Annotated in this window: 21 protein-coding genes; 7 read left to right on the forward strand and 14 right to left on the reverse strand. The window is 62.0% G+C overall.

The features are described 5' to 3' along the window. Positions 1-40: 40 nt before the first annotated feature. On the reverse strand, positions 41-2,608 hold the full coding sequence (locus TMS3_RS02190) for a TRAP transporter permease (RefSeq protein ID WP_025163604.1): 2,568 nt from the start codon (positions 2,606-2,608) through the stop codon (positions 41-43). 167 nt (positions 2,609-2,775) lie between these two features. Further along, positions 2,776-3,747 carry a TAXI family TRAP transporter solute-binding subunit gene (locus TMS3_RS02195; protein ID WP_025163605.1) on the reverse strand — a complete coding sequence of 324 codons (972 nt, stop codon included), beginning with the start codon at positions 3,745-3,747 and terminating at the stop codon, positions 2,776-2,778. Positions 3,748-4,062: 315 nt separating this feature from the next. On the opposite strand from TMS3_RS02195, the gene TMS3_RS02200 reads away from it, so the two are divergent. Further along, on the forward strand, positions 4,063-5,430 hold the full coding sequence (locus tag TMS3_RS02200) for a M16 family metallopeptidase (protein WP_025163606.1): 1,368 nt from the start codon (positions 4,063-4,065) through the stop codon (positions 5,428-5,430). A 189-nt stretch (positions 5,431-5,619) separates the two neighbouring features. Further along, positions 5,620-6,765: a DUF5924 family protein gene (locus TMS3_RS02205; protein WP_235576622.1), complete on the forward strand. Its 1,146-nt coding sequence runs from the start codon at positions 5,620-5,622 to the stop codon at positions 6,763-6,765. Here the strand turns inward: TMS3_RS02205 and TMS3_RS02210 are convergent. Then, complete coding sequence (locus tag TMS3_RS02210) at positions 6,747-7,976, reverse strand: nucleoside recognition domain-containing protein (protein ID WP_025163608.1); 1,230 nt, start codon at positions 7,974-7,976, stop codon at positions 6,747-6,749. The genes TMS3_RS02205 and TMS3_RS02210 overlap by 19 nt on opposite strands. 456 nt (positions 7,977-8,432) lie before the next feature. On the opposite strand from TMS3_RS02210, the gene TMS3_RS02215 reads away from it, so the two are divergent. Further along, positions 8,433-11,276: a hypothetical protein gene (locus tag TMS3_RS02215; RefSeq protein WP_025163609.1), complete on the forward strand. Its 2,844-nt coding sequence runs from the start codon at positions 8,433-8,435 to the stop codon at positions 11,274-11,276. Between the two features lie 331 nt (positions 11,277-11,607). On the opposite strand, the gene TMS3_RS24415 is transcribed toward TMS3_RS02215, so the two are convergent. From TMS3_RS24415 to TMS3_RS02230, 4 genes are all read right to left on the reverse strand, one after another. Beyond that, positions 11,608-11,769: a DUF1328 domain-containing protein gene (locus TMS3_RS24415; protein ID WP_025163610.1), complete on the reverse strand. Its 162-nt coding sequence runs from the start codon at positions 11,767-11,769 to the stop codon at positions 11,608-11,610. Between the two features lie 160 nt (positions 11,770-11,929). Further along, on the reverse strand, positions 11,930-12,169 hold the full coding sequence (locus TMS3_RS02220; protein ID WP_025163611.1) for a hypothetical protein: 240 nt from the start codon (positions 12,167-12,169) through the stop codon (positions 11,930-11,932). A 284-nt stretch (positions 12,170-12,453) separates the two neighbouring features. Next, positions 12,454-12,888: a ferritin-like domain-containing protein gene (locus TMS3_RS02225; protein WP_025163612.1), complete on the reverse strand. Its 435-nt coding sequence runs from the start codon at positions 12,886-12,888 to the stop codon at positions 12,454-12,456. A 77-nt stretch (positions 12,889-12,965) separates the two neighbouring features. Then, entirely contained in the window at positions 12,966-13,802 is an 837-nt protein-coding gene (locus tag TMS3_RS02230; protein ID WP_025163613.1) for a BON domain-containing protein, read from the reverse strand. A 232-nt stretch (positions 13,803-14,034) separates the two neighbouring features. Here TMS3_RS02230 and algB point away from each other — a divergent pair, with 232 nt between their 5' ends. Both algB and TMS3_RS02240 read left to right on the forward strand, forming a co-directional pair. After that, complete coding sequence (algB, locus tag TMS3_RS02235; RefSeq protein ID WP_025163614.1) at positions 14,035-15,381, forward strand: sigma-54-dependent response regulator transcription factor AlgB; 1,347 nt, start codon at positions 14,035-14,037, stop codon at positions 15,379-15,381. Continuing rightward, positions 15,378-17,153 (forward strand): KinB sensor domain-containing domain, encoded by a 1,776-nt coding sequence (locus TMS3_RS02240; protein WP_025163615.1) that lies wholly within the window; start codon positions 15,378-15,380, stop codon positions 17,151-17,153. The genes algB and TMS3_RS02240 overlap by 4 nt, the downstream gene beginning before the upstream one ends. 81 nt (positions 17,154-17,234) lie before the next feature. Here TMS3_RS02240 and TMS3_RS02245 read toward each other — a convergent pair whose 3' ends face one another. Together TMS3_RS02245 and TMS3_RS02250 are read right to left on the reverse strand one after the other, a co-directional pair. Then, a complete protein-coding gene (locus TMS3_RS02245; RefSeq protein WP_025163616.1) occupies positions 17,235-18,011 on the reverse strand; it encodes a peptidoglycan recognition protein family protein in 777 nt (258 codons plus the stop codon). Beyond that, the gene (locus tag TMS3_RS02250) at positions 18,008-18,601 is read right to left on the reverse strand and encodes a MarC family protein (RefSeq protein ID WP_025163617.1); all 594 of its coding nucleotides are present in this window, start codon (positions 18,599-18,601) and stop codon (positions 18,008-18,010) included. The genes TMS3_RS02245 and TMS3_RS02250 overlap by 4 nt, the downstream gene beginning before the upstream one ends. A 189-nt stretch (positions 18,602-18,790) precedes the next feature. Between TMS3_RS02250 and TMS3_RS02255 the strand changes: the two genes are divergently transcribed. After that, a complete protein-coding gene (locus tag TMS3_RS02255; RefSeq protein WP_025163618.1) occupies positions 18,791-20,209 on the forward strand; it encodes a DASH family cryptochrome in 1,419 nt (472 codons plus the stop codon). A 79-nt stretch (positions 20,210-20,288) separates the two neighbouring features. Here TMS3_RS02255 and TMS3_RS02260 read toward each other — a convergent pair whose 3' ends face one another. From TMS3_RS02260 to TMS3_RS02280, 5 genes are all read right to left on the reverse strand, one after another. Continuing rightward, positions 20,289-22,289, reverse strand: a complete 2,001-nt coding sequence (locus TMS3_RS02260; protein WP_025163619.1) for a GGDEF domain-containing protein — start codon at positions 22,287-22,289, stop codon at positions 20,289-20,291. Then, on the reverse strand, positions 22,286-23,167 hold the full coding sequence (locus TMS3_RS02265) for an endonuclease/exonuclease/phosphatase family protein (protein WP_043301764.1): 882 nt from the start codon (positions 23,165-23,167) through the stop codon (positions 22,286-22,288). Before TMS3_RS02265 ends, TMS3_RS02260 begins: the two co-directional genes overlap by 4 nt. A 22-nt stretch (positions 23,168-23,189) precedes the next feature. After that, positions 23,190-23,819 carry a thiol:disulfide interchange protein DsbA/DsbL gene (locus TMS3_RS02270; protein WP_025163621.1) on the reverse strand — a complete coding sequence of 210 codons (630 nt, stop codon included), beginning with the start codon at positions 23,817-23,819 and terminating at the stop codon, positions 23,190-23,192. 154 nt (positions 23,820-23,973) lie between these two features. Next, positions 23,974-24,579, reverse strand: coding sequence for a c-type cytochrome (locus TMS3_RS02275; protein ID WP_025163622.1), 606 nt, complete (start codon positions 24,577-24,579; stop codon positions 23,974-23,976). A 46-nt stretch (positions 24,580-24,625) separates the two neighbouring features. After that, complete coding sequence (locus TMS3_RS02280; RefSeq protein ID WP_025163623.1) at positions 24,626-24,916, reverse strand: c-type cytochrome; 291 nt, start codon at positions 24,914-24,916, stop codon at positions 24,626-24,628. Positions 24,917-25,165: 249 nt separating this feature from the next. Here TMS3_RS02280 and yihA point away from each other — a divergent pair, with 249 nt between their 5' ends. Further along, on the forward strand, positions 25,166-25,813 hold the full coding sequence (gene yihA, locus TMS3_RS02285; protein WP_025163624.1) for a ribosome biogenesis GTP-binding protein YihA/YsxC: 648 nt from the start codon (positions 25,166-25,168) through the stop codon (positions 25,811-25,813). The last annotated feature ends 171 nt before the right edge of the window (positions 25,814-25,984 follow it).

Below are 25,984 nucleotides of genomic sequence, written 5' to 3' on the forward strand. Positions count from 1 at the left end.
GCAGCCGAGGCTGCCTTTGTCGTTACGCTCCAGCCAAGACTCAGACGCTGAGTGGCAGCGCCTGCGGAGTACGGCGGCGTTGCAGCCAGACGATCAGCGCAAACAGCAGGAAGCCGGGCAACCAAATCAGCTCCTTGGTCCAACGCTCGGTCGGCGCGCGCACGCGGAGGATCTCCTGGTCGAACTCCAGCCCCGCCTCGGCGGCCGGGCTGGCGAAGCTGACGCTGTCGATCAACAGCTTGCCGGCGTCCTCGTAGGTCAGCAGGCCGATCTTCTGCAGGCGCTCGGCACCACTGGCGCCATCCGGCACCGGCAGCAGCACGGCGAACTCGCGCGGATCGCCGACCGCGTCCTCGCCCCTGACCCGCAGGCGCAGTTCACTGCCGGCCTCGACCTCGCCCAGCGTCTGCTCGAGTTGCGCCGGCGGGGTGTCGCGGTAGGGGTCGTGCAGCATGTCCATCCAGAAACCCGGACGGAACAGGGTGAAGGCTACCAGCAACAGCGCCAGGCTCTCGTACCAGCGGCTGCGCACCAGGAAGAAGCCCTGGGTGCCGGCGGCGAAGATCAGCATGGCGACGGTGGCCACCACGAAGATCAGCACGCCGTGCCAGAAGTCCACGTCGATCAGCAGCAGGTCGGTGTTGAAGATGAACAGGAACGGCAGCGCCGCAGTGCGCAGGCTGTAGTAGAAGGCGGTGATACCGGTCTTGATCGGGTCGCCCTTGGACACCGCCGCCGCGGCGAACGAGGCCAGGCCCACCGGCGGGGTGACGTCGGCCATGATGCCGAAGTAGAAGACGAACAGGTGCACCGCGATCAGCGGCACGATCAGACCGTTCTGCTGGCCGAGGGTAACCACCACCGGCGCCAGCAGGCTGGACACCACGATGTAGTTGGCGGTGGTCGGCAGGCCCATGCCCAGCACCAGACTGAACACCGCGGTGAGCATCAGCATCAGCAGCAGGTTGCCCATCGACAGAAGCTCGACCAGATCGGCCAGCACCAGGCCGACCCCGGTCTGCGACACCGCGCCGACGATGATCCCGGCCGCCGCGGTAGCGATGCCGATGCCGATCATGTTGCGCGCACCGGCCAGCAGGCCTTCGCGCAGGTCGATCAGGCCATCGATGAAAGTGCCGTGCTCATGCTGGCCATCGGTGCGCAGCCAGCTCAGCAGCGGCCGCTGGGTCAGCAGGATGATCACCAGCATCACGCTGCCCCAGAAGGCCGACAGCCCGGGCGACAGGCGCTCGATCATCAGGCACCAGACCAGCACCACCACCGGCAGCAGAAAGTGCAGCCCGGACAGCAATACAGCACGGGTCTGCGGCAGCGAGTCCAGCGGTGCGTCGGGGTCTTCCGGGGCCAGCGGTGCGACGCTGGCGGCGATCTTCAGCAGGCCCAGGTAGACCAGCGCCAGCAGGGCGCCGATGCCTTCCAGGGCGTAGTCACCGAGCGCCGGCTTGAGCCAGCCCAGACCGTAGTAGACCGCCAGGGACAGGCCGCTGATCAGCGCCGCACCGAAAGCGAAGCCGGTCAGGCGGCGCAACCAGGGCTTGGGCTGGTGGCCGCCAATCGGTTGCAGGCCGAGCTTGAGCGACTCCAGGTGGACGATGTAGAGCAGGGCGATATAGGAAATCGCCGCCGGCAGGAAGGCATGCTTGATGATGTCGACATAGGGCATGCCGATGTACTCGACCATCAGGAAGGCCGCGGCGCCCATCACCGGCGGCATGATCTGGCCATTGACCGAGGAAGCCACCTCGACCGCGCCGGCCTTCTCCGCCGAGAAGCCGGTGCGTTTCATCATCGGAATGGTAAAGGTGCCGGTGGTGACAACATTGGCGATCGACGAGCCGGAGATCATTCCGGTCAAGCCGGACGCCACCACCGCCGCCTTGGCCGGGCCGCCGCGCAGGTGGCCGAGCAGGCTGAAGGCCAGCTGGATGAAGTAGTGTCCGGCGCCGGCGCGTTCGAGCAGGGCGCCGAACAACACGAAGAGGAAGACGAAGCTGGTGGACACGCCGAGGGCGATGCCGAACACCCCTTCGGTGGTGATCCACTGGTGGTTGGCCATGGCGGTGAAGCTCACCCCGCGATGGGCCAGCAAACCGGGCATGTAAGGGCCGGCCAGGCTGTAGATCAGAAATATCAGGGCGATGATCGCCAACGGCGGGCCGAGCGCACGACGTGTGGCCTCCAGCAGCAAGGGAATGCCGATGCAGGCGGTCACCAGGTCGGCGGTGGTCAGGCTGCCAGGGCGCTGCGCCAGGTCCTGATAGAAGATAAACAGGTAGGCCGCGCTGGCGGCGGCGACCAGTCCCAGGGCGACATCCAGCAGCGGCACGCGGTCGCGCGGCGACTTTTTGAACGCCGGGAAGGCGAGAAACGCCAGCAGCAGGGCGAACGCCAGGTGGATGGCGCGGGTCTCGGTGTTGTTCAACACGGCGAAGTTGAAGATGAACGGCAGCGGTGAGGCGATCCACAGCTGGAACAGCGACCAGAGCAGGGCCAGGCCGGCGATCACCCGGGCCATGGCGCCGGCCGGGGTACGCGCGCCGACGTCCTGGGCAATCAGTTCTTCGGTGGACAGTTGCTTGTCATGCATGGAGTGCAACCTGCAATCGAGAGATCGGAGAACGGCAAAGCCCGCGGCCTTGCGGTTCGCGGGCTGAGTTCAAGCTTAGGCTAGTCAAACACCCGGCAGGCGCCAGGTGAGATCAGGCAACCCGAGGTGCCGGCCCGGCGCATTAATGGCAGGGCCAGACAGCCGGGTTACATCCAGCCGCGCTCCTTGTAGTAGCGCACGGCGCCTTCATGCAGCGGCGCGGTCAGGCCAACCTTGATCATGTCTTCGGCCTTCAGGTCGGCGAATGCCGGGTGCAGGCGCTTGAAGCGGTCGAGGTTGTCGAATACCGACTTGACCAGCTGGTAGACCACTTCCGGGTCGGCCTTGGCCGTGGTCGAAAGTACAGCCTTGCCGCCAATGGACGGGGTCGCGGCATCGTTGCCCTTGTACATGCCACCGGGAATCTCGGCCTTGGTGTAGTAGGTCTTCTCCGCCAGCAGCTTGTCGATGTCGGCGCCAGTAACCGGTACCAGTACCGCGTCGGTAGTGGTGGTGGCTTCCTGGATCGCGCCATTGGGGTGGCCGACGAAGTAGGTCATGGCATCGATATTGTTGTCGCCCAGAGCCGAGGCCTGTTCGGCCGGCTTCAGCTCGGCAGACAGCGCGAATACCGACTTGTCCCAGCCTTTCACCGCCATGATCTCGTCGAGGGTGTCGCGCTGCCCGGAACCCGGGTTGCCGACGTTGACGCGCTTGCCTTTGAGATCATCGAAGCTGGCGATCTTGGCGTCACGCCGGGCGAGGATGGTGAACACTTCACTCTGCAGGGAGAACAGCGCACGGATATCGTCCATGGCGCCTTCGGCCTCGAACGGCGCCAGGCCCTTGAGGGCCTTGTACTGGTGGTCCGACTGCATGATGCCGAAGCTGAACTCACCGCTGCGCAGGCCATTGACGTTGGCCACGCCGCCGCCACTGGCCGGCGCGTTGCATTTGATCTTGTTCTCAACCGCGGCGCGGTTGACGAAGCGGCAGATCGACTGACCGGCCACGTAATAAACGCCTGTCTGCCCGCCGGTGCCGATGGTGACGAACCTATCCTCGGCCTGTGCCGCGCCACTCAGGGTGATACCCGCGAGTGCTGCCGACAGGACCCATGCGAGGGATTTGCCTTTCATGGGATTTCTCCTTTTCTGGTTGTGTGAGCCGCCCGCGCCTTATGGGCTGCGGTCGGAGGCGGCGAAGTCTAACTGCTGAAGCCACATCGCGCAGCGCAAAATCAGTGTAGTCGCCATCCGCCGGCGCGGGAGTCCGCCTGACTGGCTATTTGACCGCCAGGGTGTTTCTTCGCACGCGAACCACTGAGCCCATCTGAAGCCCGGCGGAGAGCGTGACACGGCGTCGAAACCGACAGGCCAGCGCCTGGCTAATGGCAGATCGCGACAGCCCGCAACAGCGGTTATGCTGAAACGCTGTTCGTCAGGAAGACTCGCATGCGTATCTTGCTCCTGCTGTGTTTGCTCTTGAGCAACCCGGCCCTGGCCGAAGACCGTCTGCAGGTCGAAGGCTATTCGCTGGAAAATGGCCTGCAGCTGCTGCTCAAACCCACCGCCGAGCGCGGCCATGTGGCGATCCGCCTGGTGGTGGGCGTGGGGTTCGAAAATTTCAGCTGCGCCGAAAAAGAACTCCCGCACCTGCTCGAGCACCTGCTATTCAGCGGCATCGACGCCATCGGGGAAGCCGGACTGGAAGCACGCATGCAGGCCCTGGGCGGCGAGTGGAACGCCTACACCCGCGACGCCGACACCAGCTTCGTCATCGAGGCACCGGCCCAGCAGCAGCGTGCCGTGCTCGACCTGCTGCTCGCCAGCCTGTTCAACACTGAACTGGACGAACGCAAAGTCGCCGCCGCGAAACGGGTGGTCGAGCGCGAGAACGGTGGTCATTACTCGAACCTGCAGCGCCTGCTCGATCAGCAGAATCTTGGCCGCGAGGCCCATCAGCAACTGGCCGTGGAACTGGGTCTGGCCTGTGCCGAACGCGCGCCCCTGGCCGCGCTCACGCTGGAACAACTGGAGCAACTGCGCGAAGACTGGTATGTGCCGAATAATATGACGCTGATCCTGGTGGGTGACCTCGACCCTAGACTGCCGGCCTATCTTGATCGCAGCTTCGGCACCTTGCCGGCCAGTGAGTTGCCTGAGCCACGCGAGCTGCCCACCGCCAGCCATACGGCCGAGGCCCGCCGCAGCCTGTTCGACGGACTGATCGGCGACCGCGCCAGCCTGCACTGGATCTTCCCCGAGCCCTGGGTCGGCGAACACGACGCACAAACCTGGGAGCTGCTCAGCGATTACCTCGACTGGCAACTCTACCGGCGCCTGCGCATCGAGCTCGGACTGGCCTATGGCCCCTGGAGCGAGCGCAACGTGTATGGCGGCAGCAGTTTCTTCAGCCTCAATGCCGAACTGCAGCGTTCCGACCTGGCCGCCGCCGAACGGGTGCTACGCACCCTGGTGCACGACGTGCAGCGCGACGGCCTCGAGCCGGAAACCTGGCGGCGCCTGCAACAGGCCGCCGTGGCCAAGCAAGTCTGGGCTGTACAGGGCAACAGCGCCCTGGCCACCTATTACTGGAACGCCCTGAGCGATTACGCCGACGGTCACTTTCGCGACCCCGCCGAGCGACTGCAAAAGGTCAGCCTGAAACAGGCCAATGACGCCATTCACCAGCTGTTCCAACAGCCCGGCTATGTCCGCATTGAACAACCATTGTTGAGTGTCGTGGGCCTGTATTGGCTGATCGGCGCGGTCGCCGTCGCGTTGCTGTTACTCATGTTCGCCTGGCGGCGCAGGGCATGAATGGCGAAGCGCAACGCTGACACCGCGCAAGGTTGCCGCCGGGTCGAGAATTGACCGCCGGTGGCCGGGCAACTCTGCGGGCGCCAGCACGACGCCTGACGGACAAACGGGCGGGCGGCAGTCAAGGTGAGTGCGTATCCTGAACAGGCCTGTACCGCCTCCTTTACCATGAGCCTGCCCTTGTCCGTTATCAGTCGCTGTAAACCCGCACTAGTGCAACTGGTCGCCCTGATTCAACGGCACCCGGGAGTGATGGCGATTTTCGGCTTCGCCTCCGGAGTGGCGAGCTTCCTGCTGGTCGAACGCCAAGCCGAACTGGCCCAGGTGCTGGCCCTGGTACTGCTGGTCAGCTGGCTATGGTTGATTCTGGAAAACATCCTGCGTGAGCACATAGCCCTGCGCTTGGGCTTCGAACTGCCGCCGCCACTGTTGCGCTACGCAGCGCAGATGATTCACCAGGAAAGCCTGTTCTTCGTCCTGCCGTTCTTCTTCATCACCACCACCTGGAACAGCGGCCAGGCGTTGTTCAGTGGGCTGTTGGGGGCGGCGGCGCTGGTCTCGATCATTGATCCGCTGTATTACAAGTGGCTCGCGCCACGGCGCTGGCTGCTCCTGGCCTATCACAGCCTGACGCTGTTCGCGGTGCTGCTCACCGCGCTGCCGATCATCCTCAAACTGACCACTCCGCAGAGCTATAAGCTGGCCCTGGCGGTAGCGGCGGTGCTGTCGTTTCCCAGCCTGCTCGGCATCATCACAGTGCAGCGTTGGTGGCGCGGCTTGCTGTTGCTCGGCCTGACCCTGGCACTCGGCGCGGGCGGTTGGCTGGCACGGATCTGGGTACCACCGGCCACCCTATGGCTGAGCGAAGTGGCGGTAACCGCCGAACTGGATGACCAGAGCCGTTCACCCGGCAAGGGGCTCAAGCAGCTCAGCGTCGCCCAGTTACGCAACCATGGCCTGTACGCCTATACCGCGATCAGCGCACCACGCGGCCTGGACGAACGCATCTACCACGTCTGGCGGCACGAGGGCAAAGAGGTCGAGCGCATCGCCCTGGACATTCACGGCGGGCGCAAAAAGGGCTATCGCGCCTGGACCCACAAGCAGAATTTCCCCGAACAGGTCGTCGGCCGTTGGCAGGTGCAGGTGCTCACCGAAGCCGGGCAGATGATCGGCGTGCTGCGCTTCCAGGTGCTGGAGTCAGACGCGCCGTCGACATCGAACGAGCCCTCCGCAGTGGAGGACCTGGTGAAGGACTTGGCCGCAGAGCCCGTCGCAGCGGAAGACTCGAGCGCGGAGCCCGACGCCGACGTCGCTCAACCGAAGAACCAGTAACACACCGCAATCGCCGCCAGCACTCCGGCCAGCTCGGCCAGCAGGGCGCAACCGACGGCATGTCGGGCACGCTGAATGCCCACCGAACCGAAGTACACCGCCAGCACGTAGAAGGTGGTCTCGGTGCTGCCCTGCACGGTCGCGGCGACCAACGCCGGGAAGCTGTCGACGCCTTGGGTCTGCATGGTCTCGATCAGCATGGCGCGCGCCGCGCTGCCGGAGAACGGCTTGACCAGGGCCGTGGGCAAGGCCTCGACGAAGCGGGTATCCCAGCCGGCCCATTCGACCAGCCAACGAATGCCGTCCAGGCCGAACTCCAGAGCGCCCGAGGCGCGCAATACGCCGATCGCGCAGAGCATCGCCACCAGGTAGGGCAGCAGGCTCTTGGCCACGTCGAAGCCTTCCTTGGCACCTTCGACGAAGGTTTCGTACACCGCCACCTTCTTCAGCGCGCCGAGCACCAGGAACAGCAGGATCACCCCGAACAGGGTGAGATTGCCAAGCAGCGAGGAGAGTGACGCCAGGGCCATCGCCGACATGCCGGCGAGCAACGTCATGAAACCACCGAGCAAGAGTGCGCCGGGAATCAGGTAAGCCAGGACCACCGGGTCCCACAGGCGCAGGCGCTGCATCAACGCCACCGACAACAGGCCGACCAGGGTCGAAGCGCTGGTGGCCAGGAGAATCGGCAGGAACACCAGGGTCGGATCGGGCGCGCCCTGCTGCACCCGATACATGAAGATGCTTACCGGCAGCAGGGTCAGGGAAGAGGCGTTGAGCACCAGGAAGAGGATCTGCGCATTGCTCGCCGTGGTGCTGCTGGGGTTGAGCTCCTGCAGCGCGCGCATGGCCTTGAGGCCGATCGGCGTGGCGGCGTTGTCCAGGCCCAGGCCGTTGGCGGCGAAGTTCATGGTGATCAGGCCGAGCGCCGGGTGGCCCCGCGGCACTTCCGGCATCAGCCGGGCGAACAGCGGGCCGAGCAGACGCGCCAGGGCATCCACCAGACCCGCCTTCTCGGCGATACGCAGCAGACCAAGCCACAGGGTCAGGGTGCCAAACAGCAGGATCATCACCTCGACCGACAGCTTGGCCATGGCGAACAGGCTCTCGACCATGGCGGCGAACACCGCCGGATCGTCGCCCAACAACCAGCGGGACAGCCCGGCCACCGCCGCTACCACGAAAAAGCTCAGCCACAGGCCATTCAGCATGATCGATCTCCCCTCTCAATGGAGCGGATGATAGCGCGCCTGGCCGGTGGAGGATCCTAGACTGTGTGGGGAAGTACCGCCGCGCTCGAGGGCCACGCCGTCGAGGGTACTGGGCCTGGCGTCGAGGGCCCTGCCGTTCCGGACCGGGTGAGGCGTGTCGGCGGCGACCCGTAATGAAGGACTGATCAGCGCCCTGTTCGTGGCGAGGGGTGTGTTGCATACCCATCGTTTAGCCGGCGAACCGCTTATTTGAAGGGGCAGGTTTCAACCCCTCGATAGGCGCGCCGGCAGCTGACAGCCTCAAATCGCTAGGCAAACCAAGGTTACGCCGCAACTACTTGGGCGATTGGCCGCAAATTTTCTTGGATGTGAGGCTATCCTTTTTCTAGTCGAACCAGGCGGTGCTCTCTTGGTGGCAATTCTCTGTTTTGGCTGAGTTTGAAGAGGAGGATCGCTGTGCCGTTCAACTTCTCAAGGATCGCTGCCTTGGTCAGGAAGAGTGCCACTCTGCTGGGGTTCTGCCTGCTAGTTGTGCAGGCCGCACCTTACAGCTTCGCGAATGAACCCTCGTGGATTGGCAGATGGGCCGGAACCTACAGTTGCGGCAATATCCGGAACAACCATTTCTCTCTGGACATAACGGCTCAATCGGCTAACAGGGTCGAGGGCCTCTTCAGCTTCAACGTTCCGGCCGCACCAGGTGAAACAGGCGCCTACAAGGTTGTGGGTCGTTCCGGCTCCGACGGCCGAGTTACCTTTGTCCCCCAGGAGTGGGTTGAGCGTCCAGAAGGATTTCAACCGCTTGGACTTGTTGCAGCCCTACACGCCAATGGCCAGATGCTTGAGGGGAACATTCCTGATTGCGGATTTGGGTCGGACTTCAGCGCTTCCCGCCAAGGAGATAAGGCTGCAGGGGAGGTTGAGCCGCCTGACTTGTCCCTCGTATCGCCCACCCCCATTAGCGGCGGTCTCATACAGGGGCAGTGGCTCGGGGGGATAACCTGCAAGATGAACCGGCGAGAGCCGCAAACCTACGGGGTTGAAGCACACATGGTTCAGGACGGCGCCGGAGTCGCGGCCCTGTTCCGTATCAGGATATTTAAGGTTCGCGGCTCTAACTCGGGCGACACCTTCGACCAGGTCGTCGTTGTCTCAGGCCTTGCCGAGGATCAACGCCTGACTTTGGGCAACGACATCTTGCTCGAAGGGAAAAATCCTGCCCGGTTTAAAGGCTTGGAGGTTGCTCTTGGCGCAGGCGGGAACTCTCTAACAGGGACGGTGACGATGAATGGGTGTCAGGATATTGAGCTTAAGAGGTCAGACTCTTTGGAACCCCTGACAGTTGCTGGCCCGTTGCATGACCTATGGTCGGGCAAGCTCGGCCACACGGATATCACGGTTTTCACTGCGGTGGGCGCCATACCGAACTTTATAGAACTTCGAGCTAGCTTCCCCATCGACCAGCCGGTTGCGGCTCGGGACCGTCTCAAAATGGTCTTGATTCCCCTCTATGCACAGAATGGCAAGATGTTGCTGGTTCCGGTCGGTGTGCGGGAGGCCACAGGCGTTTTTGATCGTACCAAACGACAGGCCACGCGCCATACCCTGACTTCGACCAGGGCACTGGTTGTGCCTGAACAGGCGAATGACACCTTGGTGCTTTGGAATGTGTCCCGGGATCAAGACATTGCCAGGGTCATGGGTGCAGGCGCGGCCGTGCGCACTGGTCAAAATGACGTGGCGCTGGAGCGCACAGGTAAGGAACTTGCCGGCGAACTTATCCGCGGCGCCACGACACCCATAACGCTTGGCGGATCGTTCGCCGGAAAGCTCGCCGCGGCGCCCTCGCTAGAGGCCCAATGCGCAACGTTGCAGACCTGGCTGGAACCCTATCTAGGCGATACCGACTTCAACCGGCTTAGCCCTGCGGCCGGAACTCGTATCATCCTCGATGCCTTATCGGATGAGGTTTTTGTGCCGGTATTCGGCGTACCCTTCTCGTTGCTGGCGCCCTCAGAGCGTAAGACGATTGGTCAGCTCATGCGTACGCACTGTGGCCGGGCGATGGAAATGCGGCAGTTCACTAATCTAGTGGTCCAGCAACCCTTCCAGAGCGAACAGAACTTCATCCGCACATCGGTTCTTATGACTAACCGCATAGAGGCGAGGGAGTGGTTCGCATTGGAGCGGGCCAAGGTCAAACAGCTTCCCGATACAGCGGCATCCCTCGACGAACTCGAGCGTTTGGGACAGATGGCCGTGTCGCGCTTTAAAGAAGTGTCCGCCGCAGAGGAAGAAGAGTTTCGATCGCTGCTTAAGGAAAGGTCCGTCGCAATCGAAACACAGGTCCTTCGAGACAAACTTGAGGCCCTGCTGAAATCATCCGAAACGCCAGACACGCTTTTCCAGATGGCGAAACTGATGGATGAACTTGCCAAGGTCCCAGCGCCCGACAGCGTCAAACAAGAGCTGCTGAAGCTGGCCAAGACCAAGGCTGTGGCCATCGCCCGGCCAATCTATCTAGCTGCTGGCAGTCGGGCGGAGACACTGCCGGCATCCCTTGAGGGCCTGGCGGGCATACGTCGCATTTTGCTCGAGCTAGCGCCAACTCGCGATGCTATGAGGGCGCACTTTGGCGGAGACCTAGGCGAATTGCTCCGCCCCATTTATGCCAGAGAGCGCACCCTTTTGCAGGATCCACTGGTCCAGGCGGCATTCCGCGCCGAACTCATGTCAGTGGAAAGCAAAGGTGATCCGTATGAAGACGTGCGGAACGCCGCCCGGCTCTATGTTAATCCTCAGGTCTTCGATGGGGCAGCAGCGGTCCCGGCCTTTCAGACCGCGGTTCTTGATGCAACGGTGGCCGCCGAAATGCGCGCGGTTGAGTTCAGGGATAACTCCAAGACCATAACCCCAGGCGAACCGACGGCCGAAGACATATTTCGACTTATCCAAGGGCGCCTTCTGACTGGAAATGAAAAGATCCGCTCGACCGAACAAGTGTGCCTTTCGGGAGGGTTTAAGGATGATCCCGTGCTCGCCTTGGAATGTCTGCAGATCCTTTCCCTGACGGGTGGTCAAGGTGGCATGCGCGTTCGGGTGACCAAATTCGAGAAGCTTGGGTGCTCACCTGAGCCAGCTTCAAATCAGTACAAGTGTCTTTTCTCCATCGCCCATACAAGTAACAGCCCCCTGCTAACCGGTCGACTAGGTCAGTTATTCAGTACGGCTGAAGTTCAGGACGGATTATTCATTCACGGTGCCGATGGGACGTGGACGATGGTCTACGGCGACTTGTAGGTGGTTACCGGAATTTCTGAAGCAGTAAATCCACAATCGACCTAGCCAGGGGAAAGCACAGGGTCAGCGTGGTGGCGCTGATACTTGACGTGGGTTCGAGCCAATCTTTGAGCGGCCTCGTTCGACCCTGCAGATGGAGGTCGCGCTTACCGAGCAGGATACCTGGCAACACTCAATCGCCCATGCTGGCCGGCAAAAGACACTCTGCGAAAGCACAACCCTCCCAGCTCATTCAGGTGAGATTCGGTGTCCTTGTCAGCGGCTCCAGGCGCGACGCTGCCGCCCAATAGAAGGGCGGCAGCGAGCGTCCCGAGAACGGCATCGAAGCTCCTCAGCCGCGTCGGCGACCCATGATGAAGGACACGACAAACAACACCAGAAATACCACGAAGAGGATCTTCGCGATGCCGGCTGCGGTGCCTGCGATACCACCGAAGCCCAGCACAGCAGCAACAATGGCGATGATCAGAAAAGTGATAGCCCAACTTAACATGATGATTCTCCTTCAGTTTTTCGGGGGTATTGCGGTGCATCAATGAAATTCAACTTGGCATCACGCTGTCTGCCATCGCGTCCGCCGCCTCGGCAAAATCGCCAGCAGCGAAGTGTTATCCCAACCTGCCCGTGCGCCTGTACTCACTGAGCGACTGTATTCAGAACACCCAACTGCGCTGCAGCGTTTGACCTGTCCAGAGTGGCGAGCGACGAATCCGGCTCACCGGCTGCAACTGTGTAGCCGGCTGCACACTCAACACCTGCTCTGTCGGCTGAGGACGCCATTGCGCCTTCGGCTTGGCGTCCAACCCCTGCTCGCCGATCAGCAGCAAGAGCAGCGCTGCACTGGCCAGCAGACCTTTACCCAACAAAGCGAAATGCAAGTGACGGCGGTTCATCCTCAAGCTCCTCCTGGTTCTTGCCTCAGCGCTTGACCCAAGGCTGTGCTGAGGCGACTCATGCACAGCAGTACCGCTATCTGTGCGCATGCCTGTAGTTGTTTACTGCAGTTGACATGCCCGTCTCAAAAAATAAAAAACCACTTATAAATCAATGTATTAAAAATAAATAAACGCACTGACCGGCAGTTCCCACGGTCCTTCCTTTGCCATCAGGCGTTTTGCACGACGCCGTGAGACCCACGGAGGAGCGAAACGTCCCTGTTCCACTCCATAACCCGGTGTTATTGCATGCTTTGCTTGAGTGCATGCATGCGCTCATGACAGCCGCGCACCTTGGGCATCTCCACCGCGAGCAGCGCCTTAACGTCCGGCTCAGCACACTCGAGGGCATCCTCGAAGGCATGCAGGATGCGGTCTTCGGCTTCCTCCAACTGGGCCACGTAGGTCGCCTCCTCCTCGCTGGAGAGCAGCGCGCGGGTATCGGCATAGACCTGTCGTAGTTTGCCCAGCAAAGTGCCGCCGGTGGCTGGCGTCTCATGGTTGGCCGCGACTTTTACGGCCAACGCCTGGATTACCTCGGTCTTGACCCGCGACATGTCGCGGAACACCGCCTGCAGGCGAACATCCTTGACCGACTCTTGCGCGTGCTCGTAGAAGCGCTGGCCGTCACGGGTGATTTCGATGAGCTCGTTGAGCTGTGCTGTCTTGCTAGTCATGCTCCTTCTCCTTTGGTTGAGTGCCGCGTCATGCGGCACTGGGCAAGGGACGCTGGCCAACCCTGGCCAGCGGCTTATCAGCCTTCAACACGCAAGGTATCGGCGTCCACACCGCGTACTCCGCGGATGTTGCGGGCCGTCTCGATGGCCAGTTGTTTCTCGGCATTGCTCTGCACCTTACCGCTGAGACTGACCATGCCGTTCTTGGTGTCGACCGAGATATTCAGGCCATCAAGGTTTCGACTGTAGAGATAGCTGGATTTCACCTTGCTGGTGATCCATGCGTCGCTAATCGCAGCGCCGGCGTCATCGGCGGCGTTCTGTGCCTTGGCCGCGGTGCTGTCGGCGGTGCTGATGCTGAGGTTGTTCTGCACCTCACACACGCCCTTGGTGTTGCGCGCCAGGCGACCGGCCAACTCCTTGGCTGCCGGGGTCTGTGCACTACCCGTCAGGGTGACCACGCCATGCTTGGCATCGACATCAATGTCCAGACCTTCGGTGTTGCTGTTCCACAGCAGTTTGGACTTCACCGTGGCAACCAGGGTGGCATCGTCGAACCGTTGCGCCAGGCTCGATTCGCTCTCGCCTTTGCGCTCGGCCTTAGCGTCGACTTTCAGCTGGTTATCGACTTTATTTACGCCTTCGATACCCAACGCAAGTTGTTCGGCCAGGTCACGCTCGACGTCGGTCTCGACACTACCGGTGAGCTTGGCACTGCCGTTCTCCACGTCGACGTCGATCTTGAACGGGTTGAGATGACGGTTGAGGGTGATAGCCGTCCAGATCGAGCCCTCCTGGCGTGCTTCGCTGAGCTCGCGGCTCATGTCGCCTTCGGCCGCAAAAGTGCTCATGGGCGTCAGGGCAATCACGCTGGCAGTTGCAGTGGCCAAGGCTAGGGTTTTCAAGTGATTCATGGCGGTTCCTCCAGTCATATCCATATACGCGCTGCCAATGACAGCCGTTGCATAGACTGTCGCAAGCCCTGTGCCAGCTTTATGAATGAAGATAATTTCTTTAAAAACAATAACTTAATAATTTATGCCAATGGTCGTCGGCTTGCAGCTTGCAAGATCGACCCAGACACGCCGTGCAACTTGCACGAAATTTTCTGGACTAATGCATGAACTCAATCACTGGAGCACGCACATGGAAGCAGCAGAACAACAAGGTGGACGCATACTCCTGGTCGATGACGAGTCGGCGATCTTGCGCACCTTCCACTACTGCCTGGAAGACCAGGGCTATCAGGTGGCCACGGCCAACAGCGCGGCCCAGGCCGATGCCTTGTTGCAACGCCAGGTGTTCGATCTGTGCTTTCTTGACCTGCGCCTGGGCGATGACAACGGCCTAGACGTCCTGGCGCAGATGCGCGTGCAGGCGCCGTGGATGCGCGTGGTGATAGTCACCGCGCATTCCGCCGTGGATACCGCAGTGGATGCCATGCAGGCCGGCGCGGCGGATTATCTGGTCAAGCCCTGCAGCCCGGAGCAACTGCGCATGGCCGCCGCCAAGCAGTTGGAAGTCCGCCAACTGTCCGCGCGTCTGGAAGCCCTCGAAGGTCAGGTGGATAAGGCCAAGAACGACCTCGACTCGCACAGCCCGGCGATGATGGCGGTACTTGAAACTGCCCGCCAGGTGGCTGCTACCGACGCTAACATCCTCATCCTTGGCGAGTCCGGCACCGGTAAGGGCGAACTGGCGCGTGCCATCCACGGCTGGAGCCGACGCGCGAAGAAAGCCTGCGTGACTATCAACTGTCCGTCACTCACCGCCGAGCTGATGGAGAGCGAACTGTTCGGCCACAGCCGGGGCGCCTTCACCGGCGCCAGCGAGAGCACCCTCGGCCGGGTCAACCAGGCGGATGGCGGCAGCCTGTTCCTCGATGAAATTGGCGATTTCCCGCTCACCCTGCAGCCCAAACTGTTGCGTTTCATTCAGGACAAGGAATACGAGCGGGTCGGCGACCCTGTGACCCGGCGCGCCGATGTACGCATCCTCGCCGCGACCAACCTCGACCTGCAGGACATGGTAAGTGAAGGGTTGTTTCGCGAAGACCTGCTCTACCGCCTCAACGTCATCACCCTCAACCTGCCGCCGCTGCGCGAACGCGCCGAGGACATCCTCGATCTGGCCGAGCGTTTCCTCGCCCGCTTCGTCAAGGACTACGCGCGCCCGGCCCGCGGCTTCAGCGATGAAGTGCGGACCGCGCTGCTGGACTACCCGTGGCCGGGCAACATTCGCGAGCTGCGTAACGTGATCGAGCGTGCCAGCATCATCTGCCCCGAAGAACGGGTGCAGCTCAGCCACCTTGGCCTGAATACGGCGGCCAGCAATGACACGCCACGGGTCGGCGCCGAACTCAGCCTGGAGCAACTGGAAAAAGCCCACATCGCCGCGGTACTGGCCACCAGCGAAACCCTCGAACAGGCGGCCAGGACACTCGGCATCGACGCCTCGACCCTGTATCGCAAACGCAAGCTGCTCGGCCTATGAGACTGCGCAGTCAGCTGTTCCTCGGCAGCAGCGCACTGATCACCGTGGCCCTGCTCGGCCTGTTGCTCGGCATGTTCAGCGTATGGCAGCTGAGCAAAGGGCAGAACCAGGCGATGACCCGTAACCTCGACATCATCGATGCCTCCCTCGGCTTGCGCCAGGAGATGGGCACTCAGGTCATCCTGATGATCGCCGACAAGCTTGACCGTGAGGCCTTGAAAGCCTCTGATCAGCGCTTCCAGCGGTGGCTCGGCAAGGCCAGCGAAGGCGCCGTCGATGACAGCGACCGTCAGGCCGTAGCCGAAATCGGCCGCGCCTATGCGCATTACCAAGAACTGCTGAAGAAACCGTTGACGGTACGTCGCGCATTGCTCAGCAACGACGACTTCGGCCGCGCCCTGAAAGCCCTGCGTGATCGTATCAATGCGGTACAGATGCGCTATGTCGAACAAGTGCATAACACCCAGACGCAGATGCGCACACGTGCCTGGCTGATCGCCGGTCTGCTCGGTCTGATCGGCCTGGCGGTGCTGGTCATAGGTTTCATCACCGCACACAGCATTGCCCGGCGCTTCAGTCAGCCGATCGAGTCCCTCGCGCGCGCTGCCGATCAGATCGGCCAGGGCGATTTCCAGGTGTCGTTGCCCATTGCTCAGGCCACCGAGCTGGCCACCCTGAGTCGGCGATTCGGCCTGATGGCCGAGGCCGTGCAGCAGTTCAAGAACAGCAATGTGGCAGCACTGATGGCCGAGCAGCGACGCCTGCAGGCGGTGCTCGACAGCATTGATGACGGCTTGTTGATTTTCGATCAAAACGGCCTGTTGCAACACTTCAACCCGGTCGCCGAGCGCCAGCTCGGCTGGCACGATCAGCCGCTCGGCCAGAGCCTGGGCCAGGCGCTGCAACGTCCAGAACTGGATGAGCAGCTGCAGCAGGTGCTACGCGGTAAGAACCTGGAGCAGGCACTGGAGGACCTGCAGGTCGAAGCCGACGGTGAAACCCGCCTGCTGGCTTACAGCCTGACCCCGGTCAGTCATGAGGCGGAACGTATTCAGGGGGCGGTAATGGTGCTCCACGACGTCACCAAGCAGCGCGCCTTCGAGCGCGTGCGCAGCGAATTCGTGCTGCGCGCCTCGCATGAACTGCGCACCCCGGTGACCGGCATGCACATGGCCTTCGGCCTGCTGCAGGAGCGCCTGCACTTCGGCGACGAGACCCGTGAAACCGACCTGCTGCGCACCATCGACGAAGAAATGCACCGCCTGGTACGCCTGATCAACGACCTGTTGAACTTCTCGCGTTACCAGAATGGCTTGCAGAAACTCGAACTGGCGCCTTGTGACCTCGACGAATTGCTCAGTCAGGCCCAGCAGCGCTTTGCCGCCCAGGCCAGCGAACGCGATGTAACCCTGAACATCGAGCCCCACGACAAGCTGCCGCAGGTGCGTCTGGATCGTCTGCAGATCGAGCGGGTACTCGACAACTTGATCGGCAATGCCCTGCGCCACAGTCGTAGCGGTGGGCGCATCAGCCTATTGGCTCGCCCCCAGGATGAACGGGTGATCATCAGCGTCAGTGACGATGGCGAAGGCATCGCCTACACCCAGCAGGCCCGGATTTTCGAGCCGTTCGTCCAGGTCGGACGCAGGAAGGGCGGTGCGGGCCTGGGTCTGGCGCTGTGCAAGGAGATCGTCGAACTGCACGGCGGTCGCATCGGGGTGAAATCACGGCCGGGGCAGGGCACCCAGTTCTATATGGCGCTGCAGCGCTAACAGCCTGGCGTACTGCCGGGGACTGCAGACAGTCCAGCGGCGCGGGCCGACCACGACTATCACCTGCCCTCCCGCGTCCCGCTAAGGGGTGCTGTTGAGCACCTGCAGCAACGCCGCCGTCTCGGCGTCCGGCTCGCCGTCATAGCGCGCCGGGCGGTATTTCATCTGGAAGGCCGCGAGCACATTGCGCGTGGCCTCCGTCAACTCGCCGTCACTGGGTACCTCATAGCCCTGCCGCGCCAGTTGCGCCTGGAACCAGGCCACCGTCGGCAGGCTCGGGTTGAACAGCGCCTGCTGGCGCGCCACCGCCTGGGCATCCGGCCAAGCCATCAGACCGGCTTCGGCCAGCCGCCGCCAGGGGAACAACGGCCCAGGGTCGACCTTGCGCTGTGGGGCCACATCGCTGTGGCCGATGATGCTGCCAGGCGCCAATTGATGACGCTGCATGATGTCCTTGAGCAAGACGATCAGTGCCTCGATCTGTGCTTGCGAATAGGGCTGCCAGACTCTCCCCTCAGGGGTATCGCGATAGCCCTGATTGACCAGTTCGATGCCGATCGAGTTACCGTTCAACCAGGTGCGCCCCTGCCACTGGCTGTCTCCCGCGTGCCAGGCGCGGCGATTTTCATCGACCAGACGATAGATGGTCGCCGGCGCATCGCCGATCAGATAATGGCTGCTGACTTCCTGCTCGGTGAGCAGACGCAGCGAGCGTGGCAGATCGGTCGAGGTGTAATGCAGGATGATGTACTGCACCCGGCTGCTCTGACCACGGGCGGTATGCGTGGTATCGATCCGCGGGCCACTGACACAGCCAGCCAGCACGATGAGCAACAGGGCAAGGCAGAGCACTCTCATGGGTTGATATGCAACACGCTTTGTAGGTTATCCAACAGCATGTCGACGCTGAGCATGATTAGCAACATGCCCATCAGCCGTTCCACTGCGGTCAGCCCACGAGGGCCAAGGAAACGTTGCAGGAATGACGCCTGCAACAGAATAAAGGCAGTCGCTGCCCAGGCCAGGAGTACCGCCAGGTAGAGCTCCCACAACGGCCCCTCGTGGGTATTGCGCAAGGTCATCAGCACCGCCAACGCAGAAGGTCCGGCGACTGCAGGGGTCGCCAGTGGCACCAGCATCGGCTCGCCATCCGGCACATCGCCGAGCAGACCTTGTGGACCGGGGAAGATCATGCGCATGGCAATGACGAACAGAATGATACCGCCGGCTATCGCGATGGCTTCGCGTGACAAGCCGAGCCCGCTGAGCACCTTGTCGCCAAAGGTCAGAAACAACAGGAGCAAAACCAGGGCAAACAACAGTTCGCGCGCAGCCACCACCAGACGGCGCTTGGCCGTCACGTTCTTCAACGCCGAAATATAGATGGCGATATTGCCGAACGGGTCGGTGACCAGAAAGATCAACACGGCAATGCCGAAAATGTCCATGCAGCTCTCCTCTACAGAACGCCACATTCTAGTGATGAACCCAACGCTCGTCTGTCGGCAATACGCCTTGAATGTGCAAGATCACTACCCGCGGCTCAGTAATGGACATTTGTTGCCCGGCGCACGCCCCCTGAAGTTGTAGCTACACTGGTTACCTCTACCCAACAGGCAGTCTTGCGAGGGTCCCCCATGCGTGCGCTGCTCTGGTTCAAACACGACCTGCGCCTCGACGATCATCCGGCGGTGCAGGCCGGGCTCAGTGCCGCGCGACTACTACCGGTGTTCGTGCTCGATCCGGCGCAGTTGCAAGAAGGGGAATTCGGCAGCCGCCGGCTCGGCGTGCACCGCGCACGCTTTTTGTTGGAAAGCCTGGCGGCACTGGACGGCGCGCTGCGCCAACGCAACTCGCACCTGCTGGTCCTGCAGGGCAAAGCGGAACAGGTCATTCCGCAACTGGTTGCCCAGTTCGAATTGCAACAGGTGCTGACCCTGGAAGAAATTGCCCCGGACGAACGCGCGCAACTGGCGCGCGTGCAAAGCAACCTCGGCGATGTGCCGCTGCAGCAAGCGGCGGGTAACGGTCTGTTACGCGCAGAAGAACTGCCCTGCCCGAGCCAGCAGCTGCCGCAGGTCTATAGCCAGTTCCGCAGCCTGATCGAAGAACGCGTGCATGTGTTTCAACCAACTCCGCCCCCGCAGCGGCTACCGCCCCTGCCAGAAGGCGCACAGCAGTTGTTGCAAGCGCTGCCGACACTGTCCCAGCTAGGCCTAGGTGAGCCGCTTAGCGTAGCGACCAGCCGCTTCCCTTTTTCCGGCGGCGAAGCGGCGGCCCAGGCGCGTTTGCGCGATTACCTGTGGGACGGCCAGGGCGTACGACAACACAAAGACCGTCGCAACGGCTTGATCGGCAGCGAATACTCGTCGAAGTTTTCACCCTGGCTGGCCAACGGCAGCCTCTCGGCGCGCCGCGCCGTGGCCGAGCTACGTCGCCATGAAGCGCAGCACGGGCGTAACGACTCGACTTATCGGCTGTGGCTCGAGCTGCTCTGGCGCGAGTTTTTCCGCTGGACGCTGCGGCGTCATGGCAGCGCACTGTTCAAGGCCGGCGGCTTGAAAGCCACGGCGCGTGCACCGCAACAGCTCGATCAGCGTTTCGATAACTGGTGCCAGGGCCGCACCGGCATGCCCCTGGTGGACGCTACGATGCGCGAACTGGCTGCCACAGGCTTTATTTCCAACCGCGGTCGCCAGGTGGCTGCCAACTATTTGGTCAACGACCTGCAACAGGATTGGCGCTTTGGCGCAGCCTGGTTTGAAGAACACCTGATCGACTATGACCCGGCCAGCAACTGGGGCAACTGGGCTTACCTCGCCGGGGTCAGCAGCGACCCACAGCGCAATCGTGCGTTCAATGCCTTGCGTCAGGCGCACGCCTACGACCCGGATGCCACTTACGTCAGCCTTTGGCTGCCTGAGCTGCGTGGCGTACCTCAGCACCTACGGCACACGCCATTCCTGCTCTCGCACTTGCAACTGGACGCGCTGAACTATCCGCGCCTGGAGCAGATTCCCGAAACCTGGCGGCCCTACCTGCCCAACGCAGCCTGAGGCCAATCGCACCCGGCTTAGCGCGGAGTTCTTAGGCAGGTCTATGGCGCTTCAGTCATGATCAGCCCGCCTCGAACCGTTAGCCCACCTCGACGCGATTACGCCCCCAGCCCTTGGCCCGGTATAGCGCCTGGTCAGCACGCTCGAACACCTGATCGCCGCTCTCGCCGTCAGCAAACTCACTGATCCCGGCCGACAAGGTAATGGTCACCCGTTCGCCCTTGAAGTGGAACGGGCAGGCTTCGATGGATGCGCGCAGGGTTTCCAGCAATTGCAGGGCACCGTCGAGCGGTGTCGTGGGAATCAACAGGACAAACTCCTCGCCGCCGAAACGGGCCATGAAGTCGGTCTTGCGCAGGCGTTTACGCAACTCGTTGGCGATGATTTTCAGCACCTTGTCGCCGGCCAGATGGCCGTAGCCATCGTTGATTCGCTTGAAGTGGTCGATGTCCACCACCGCCAGCAACAGCTCACCGCCGTAGCGCTGCCAGCGCGCCACTTCCAGATCCAGGCGCTCGCTCCAGGCGGCACGATTGGGCAGACCGGTGAGCGGATCGAGCAGGGCCTTCTGGCGTTGCTCCTCCAGGTGCTGGCGAAAGCCTTTGGCTTCCTGCTCCATGCTCGCCACTCGCTCGACCAGGGTCTGCAAGCGTCCGGCCACCAACTGCTCGCGCTCGTCACGCTGGCGCTGGTACTGCTCCATGGTGCCGAGCAGGCCATTCAGACGGTTTTCCACCAACCCCTTGAGGCTGTTCAGGTCCGTGGCGTCCTGCACGCTGCTGTGCAGGCCATCGACCTGCTGACGCAGTTCGCTGTCCAGCTCACGGGCCACATTCAGCGAATCGGCATAACCGTCGTGGGCATCTTGCAGGCTGCCCTGAAAGGTCGCCAAGCGTTCGTTGAGCTGTTTGAGATAGCCTTCAAACTCGAGCTGACCATTATCGGCGACTGCCAGCATCAGCACGGTCAGGTCGTCCAGCACCGGCACCAGCTCATACATATTCAGCCCGGCCTGGATTCGCTCGACCAGCGCATCGGCCTGAGCCTGATGCCGCTCCGGCAAGGGCAATTCGGCCAGCAAGCCCAGCAGGCTCGCCTGAACATGCTGGGCAATCGCGCTGTATCCCGGCTCGGGCTCTGCGGGCAGGGCGTATTGCGGGTCGGCTAGCTCACTGTGCGGCTCCGCGGCCAGGGTCTGTTCACTGGTGACTGCCGGTGTGATCCGCGACTCAGCGGGAGGCAACAGGTCGGCGGGCAGGGGCAGGCAATCGAGGACCGGCACAGCAGGCCGCGATGCAGGCGAAGCGACCTGCGCGGCTGACCTCGCACCGCTAGCGCCGCTTACATCGCTGGCATCGCTGGCATCGCTGGCATCGCTGGCATCGCTGGCATCGCTGGCATCGCTGGCATCGGCCACATCGTAAGCGGCGAGCACAGCCTGCTCTGGCTGATCGTTGTCACCCGATAACGGCGGCGAGATCGGGGCCACCACCAGAGCGCTAACGGCTGACTCGTTAGCCAGCGCCTGTGCGCCCGCTGGCACGACCTCGGCCGTGGTTGCACGCGCACCGAACAGTCTTTGCAGCAAGCCTGGGCGCGCGACCTCGTCCTGCCCCAATACCGTCAGGGCCTGACGTTGCAATTGACTCAGTTCGGCCAGCAGCACCGGCAGCTCGCGCAGCTGGCTGGCGCGGCTGTCGAGTTGCTTGGTATAGCTTTTCAGTGCTTTGCGCAGCTCGCGTGGTAACTCCAGGGCGAGCAGCTGGCCAACCAAACCCGCCAGCGCGGTGGTGACCTGCTCGCCACGCTGCTGGCGGCGCTGCTCGGAGTCCAGCACGGTTTTTTCCAGACGCGGAATCAACGCCGACAGGCCTGCATCCATATCCTCACGCCGGAGCATTGCACGCAGATCCTGCATGCACTGATCCACTGCCTTGTCCGCACCCTCCGCAGCCAGGCTGCTGCGCACCAGACCACGGCGCAACAGGTCGAGACGGGTATCCCAGCGTCGCTCGAGCTGCTCCTGCTGCTCGAGTCGGGCCAAATATTTGTCTTTCCAGCGCTGGGCGTCGTCGGTCATGTAGAGCTTCCACCAGGGGGCGCTTTCAGCATAGGCGACTGATCATTTCCCGGCGCCTGCGGCAGGCGAATTTCCACCGCCACCGGCAGGTGGTCGGAGATCGGCTGAGCCAGCACGGCCACCCGCTCCAATTCCAGCCCTGGACTCAGCAGGATGTGATCGAGGCAACGTTGCGGGCGCCAGCTGGGGAAGGTTGCTTCGATCTGCGGCGCCAGCAGACCGAGGTCACGTAGCGGCGAATGCTGCAACAAGTCACGGGCGTGGGTGTTCATGTCGCCCATCAGCACCTGATGCCGATAGCCGTCGATCAACTCGCGGATATAGGCCAGCTGGCGGGTCCGGGTTCGCGCACCGAGCGCCAAGTGCATCATCACCACGACTATGGCGTCCTCACCTTCACCAAGACGCAACAGCATAGCGCCACGTCCGGGAGGGCCGGGCAACGGGTGATCCTCCAGCAAGCTGGGGCGCAGGCGACTGAGCACGCCGTTGCTATGCTGAGCCAAACGCCCGAGGTTGCGGTTGAGCTGCTGGTACCAGTAAGGGAAGGCGCCGAGATGGGCGAGATGTTCGACCTGGTTGACGAAACCGGAACGCAGGCTGCCGCCATCGACTTCCTGCAGGGCCACCAGATCGTAATCGCCGAGCAGTTGACCGATCCGTTGCAGGTTACCGGCCCGGCCGGTGTGTGGTAGCAAATGCTGCCAGCCGCGAGTCAGGTAGTGCCGATAACGTTCGGTGCTGATACCCACCTGAATATTGAAACTCAGTAGCCGTAAACGGCCATCGCCAGGCCAGTCACTGCTGACCGGGCACTGTGGGTTGACCTGTGGATCACACAGGCCAACCGCGCGGCTGGCTTGCCAACGCCTCAGCATGTTCGGCGCTCAGGCCGGCCGCCTACTGGGCGGCGCGTTCCTTGGCAATCAGCTGGTCGGCCACTTGCAGAGTCTGCTGAGGACCACCGGCGCTGCCGAGGTCGAAGCGGTATTTACCGTTGACGATCATCACCGGGACGCCACTGATCTGGTAGGCCATGGCCAGTTTCTTGGCCTTTTCCATCTGGCCTTTCACGCCAAAGGAGTTGTAGGTCTTGAGGAAAGCGTCCTTGTCCAAGCCCTGATCGGCGAGGAACTCCGCCATTTCATCGGGGGTCGCCAGCTTTTTGCCTTGCTTGTGGATGGCATTGAAGACGGCGTCGTGGACTTTCTGCTCGACCTGCATGTTTTCCAGGGTGATGAACAGTTGCCCGTGTGCGTTCCACACGCCGCCGAACAGCGCAGGTATGCGCACGAAATTTACGTCTTCCGGCAACTGCTCGACCCACGGGTTGATGGTCGACTCGAACTGATAGCAATGCGGGCAACCGTACCAGAACAACTCGACCACCTCGATCTTGCCCGGCTTGGACACCGGCACCGGACTGGCCAGCTCGACATATTCCTTACCGGCCTGGATCGATTCGGCATGGGCAGCCATACCAAACAAGCTGGCGGTGGCGAGAGCGGCACAGAGAATCAGGTTACGCATGCGTTACTCCTTAGCATTTAGCGGTGCCTCATGGCAGGCCAGTGTTCGACCAACCGTGCGAGAGCAGGTTCCGGCTATTGTAGCCGTGCGTCCAATGAAAAAGGGTGGCCTCAGCCACCCTTTTCCGATCACAGCATTTCAACCTATTACGCGATCAATGCAAGCCTTGCACATAGCTGGACACTGCCTCGATGTCCTTGTTGCTCAGCTTGGCGGCGATGGTGCGCATGATGGCGTTATCGCCGTCGTTGGTACGCTCGCCTTCACGAAACGCAGTCAGCTGCTTGGCCACATAGCTGGCATGCTGGCCGCCCAGCTGCGGGAAGCCCGCCGCGTCGAGGCCCGCGCCATTCGGCGAATGGCAACCGGTGCAGGCCGGCATACCCTCTTCCAGCTTGCCGCCGCGAAACAGTGCCTCGCCACGCTCGACCAGTTTCGGATCGGCCGCGCCGACGCTCATCTGCTGGCTGCTGAAGTAGGCGGCGATGTCGACCAGATCCTGCTCGCTGAGGTTATCCAGCAGACCGGTCATCTCCACTACCTGACGCCCGCCGGACTTGATGTCGTTCAGCTGCTTGAGCAAATAACGCTCGCCCTGGCCAGCCAGCTTTGGAAAGTTTGGCGCAGCGCTATTGCCATCGGCACCATGGCAAGCGCCACACACGGCCACTTTGCCCTGACCGGCAGCCGCGTCGCCGGCGGCGTGGGCCAGGCCGGTGATACCCAGGGTCAACAGCAGGCTCACGAGTACTTTATTCATCAGCTAATCCAACTACGGCTAAGAGAGAAAGAGTTATAGACCGGGTTTACTGGCTCATCCACTGGATGACTGCCTGGTAATCCTCGGCCGTGCAGTCCGTGCACAAGCCGCGCGGCGGCATGGCATTCAGACCATTGGTCACGCTGGTCACCAACGTATCCATACCTTTGGCCAAGCGCGGCTCCCAGGCAGCCTGGTCACCTTTTTGCGGAGCCATCGGCAGCTGGCCATTATGGCAGGCTGCACAGGCGCGATTGAACACGGCTTCTGGATCCTGGGCAGCCTGAGTGTTGAGCGACAGCATCAGCACACCGGCGGCGAGTAGCAACTTTTTCATGAGATCGACCTCATCAGTGTAGGGAACGTCCTGTTTTTGATAGACAGATGATTTAAATCGTTCCCGTGAACACTTACCCAACACACGGGACAAAGCGCACACAAAATTTGCGGCATTATATACTGGCGCCACTGAAACGGAAACGACGCCTCTTGCCGCGCCGCGTAGCGCCCGGCAGGATGCGCGCAATTGTCGCAAGGGCAGCGTGCCTGCTACACGAATTCATGCCCGCCCTCACCGGATACCCTGATGCAAACCAAGAACCCCGTTATCGGCCTGTGCCAACAAGCCAGCTTTCTCATCAGCGCCGCCAAGGTCGACCAATGCCCGGACGATCAGGGCTACGAAGTGGCCTTTGCCGGGCGCTCCAACGCCGGCAAATCCAGCGCGCTGAACACTCTGACCCACGCCAGCCTGGCACGCACCTCGAAAACCCCGGGGCGCACTCAGCTGTTGAACTTCTTCAGTCTGGACGAAGAACGCCGCCTGGTCGACCTGCCCGGCTACGGCTACGCCAAGGTGCCCATCCCGCTGAAGCTGCATTGGCAGAAGCACCTCGAGGCTTATCTGGGCAGCCGCGAATGTCTGCGCGGGCTGATCCTGATGATGGACATTCGCCACCCGCTGACCGAGTTCGATCAGCTGATGCTCGATTGGACCGCGGCCAGCCAGATGCCCATGCATATTCTGCTGACCAAGGCCGACAAACTGGCCTTCGGCGCCGCCAAGAACGCGCTGCTCAAGGTGCAACAAGACATCCACAAGCGCTGGGGTGACCGCGTCAGTATTCAACTGTTCTCGGCGCCCAAGCGCCAAGGCGTCGAAGAAGCGCAAGCCGTGCTGGGCGCCTGGATGGGCCTGCTGGAGAGCGACGAAGCCAGCGAAAGCGAGGTCTGAAAGAGCTGACAGCCGGGTGAGCTGCCGCTCACCCTGGCTCCATGCTTTTCGCCAGGCAAAAAAAACCCCGAACTTCGTATGGGGAGGGAGAAGCTCGGGGTTTAAGCTTCTGAACCGCTAGGGCGGGGTTCAGATATCTGCCAACACTTAACACAACAAAGGAGCTTTGAA

The sequence above is a fragment of the Pseudomonas taeanensis MS-3 genome (assembly GCF_000498575.2).
Taxonomy (GTDB): Bacteria; Pseudomonadota; Gammaproteobacteria; order Pseudomonadales; family Pseudomonadaceae; genus Aquipseudomonas; species Aquipseudomonas taeanensis.

What these genes read in the sequence shown, in the direction of transcription:
- TMS3_RS02190 (WP_025163604.1), bottom strand. Translation starts at nt 2,608, where the DNA reads ATGCATGACAAGCAACTGTCCACCGAAGAACTGATTGCCCAGGACGTC.
- TMS3_RS02195 (WP_025163605.1), bottom strand. Translation starts at nt 3,747, where the DNA reads ATGAAAGGCAAATCCCTCGCATGGGTCCTGTCGGCAGCACTCGCGGGT.
- TMS3_RS02200 (WP_025163606.1), top strand. Translation starts at nt 4,063, where the DNA reads ATGCGTATCTTGCTCCTGCTGTGTTTGCTCTTGAGCAACCCGGCCCTG.
- TMS3_RS02210 (WP_025163608.1), bottom strand. Translation starts at nt 7,976, where the DNA reads ATGCTGAATGGCCTGTGGCTGAGCTTTTTCGTGGTAGCGGCGGTGGCC.
- TMS3_RS24415 (WP_025163610.1), bottom strand. Translation starts at nt 11,769, where the DNA reads ATGTTAAGTTGGGCTATCACTTTTCTGATCATCGCCATTGTTGCTGCT.
- TMS3_RS02220 (WP_025163611.1), bottom strand. Translation starts at nt 12,169, where the DNA reads ATGAACCGCCGTCACTTGCATTTCGCTTTGTTGGGTAAAGGTCTGCTG.
- TMS3_RS02225 (WP_025163612.1), bottom strand. Translation starts at nt 12,888, where the DNA reads ATGACTAGCAAGACAGCACAGCTCAACGAGCTCATCGAAATCACCCGT.
- TMS3_RS02230 (WP_025163613.1), bottom strand. Translation starts at nt 13,802, where the DNA reads ATGAATCACTTGAAAACCCTAGCCTTGGCCACTGCAACTGCCAGCGTG.
- algB (WP_025163614.1), top strand. Translation starts at nt 14,035, where the DNA reads ATGGAAGCAGCAGAACAACAAGGTGGACGCATACTCCTGGTCGATGAC.
- TMS3_RS02240 (WP_025163615.1), top strand. Translation starts at nt 15,378, where the DNA reads ATGAGACTGCGCAGTCAGCTGTTCCTCGGCAGCAGCGCACTGATCACC.
- TMS3_RS02245 (WP_025163616.1), bottom strand. Translation starts at nt 18,011, where the DNA reads ATGAGAGTGCTCTGCCTTGCCCTGTTGCTCATCGTGCTGGCTGGCTGT.
- TMS3_RS02250 (WP_025163617.1), bottom strand. Translation starts at nt 18,601, where the DNA reads ATGGACATTTTCGGCATTGCCGTGTTGATCTTTCTGGTCACCGACCCG.
- TMS3_RS02255 (WP_025163618.1), top strand. Translation starts at nt 18,791, where the DNA reads ATGCGTGCGCTGCTCTGGTTCAAACACGACCTGCGCCTCGACGATCAT.
- TMS3_RS02260 (WP_025163619.1), bottom strand. Translation starts at nt 22,289, where the DNA reads ATGACCGACGACGCCCAGCGCTGGAAAGACAAATATTTGGCCCGACTC.
- TMS3_RS02265 (WP_043301764.1), bottom strand. Translation starts at nt 23,167, where the DNA reads ATGCTGAGGCGTTGGCAAGCCAGCCGCGCGGTTGGCCTGTGTGATCCA.
- TMS3_RS02270 (WP_025163621.1), bottom strand. Translation starts at nt 23,819, where the DNA reads ATGCGTAACCTGATTCTCTGTGCCGCTCTCGCCACCGCCAGCTTGTTT.
- TMS3_RS02275 (WP_025163622.1), bottom strand. Translation starts at nt 24,579, where the DNA reads ATGAATAAAGTACTCGTGAGCCTGCTGTTGACCCTGGGTATCACCGGC.
- TMS3_RS02280 (WP_025163623.1), bottom strand. Translation starts at nt 24,916, where the DNA reads ATGAAAAAGTTGCTACTCGCCGCCGGTGTGCTGATGCTGTCGCTCAAC.
- yihA (WP_025163624.1), top strand. Translation starts at nt 25,166, where the DNA reads ATGCAAACCAAGAACCCCGTTATCGGCCTGTGCCAACAAGCCAGCTTT.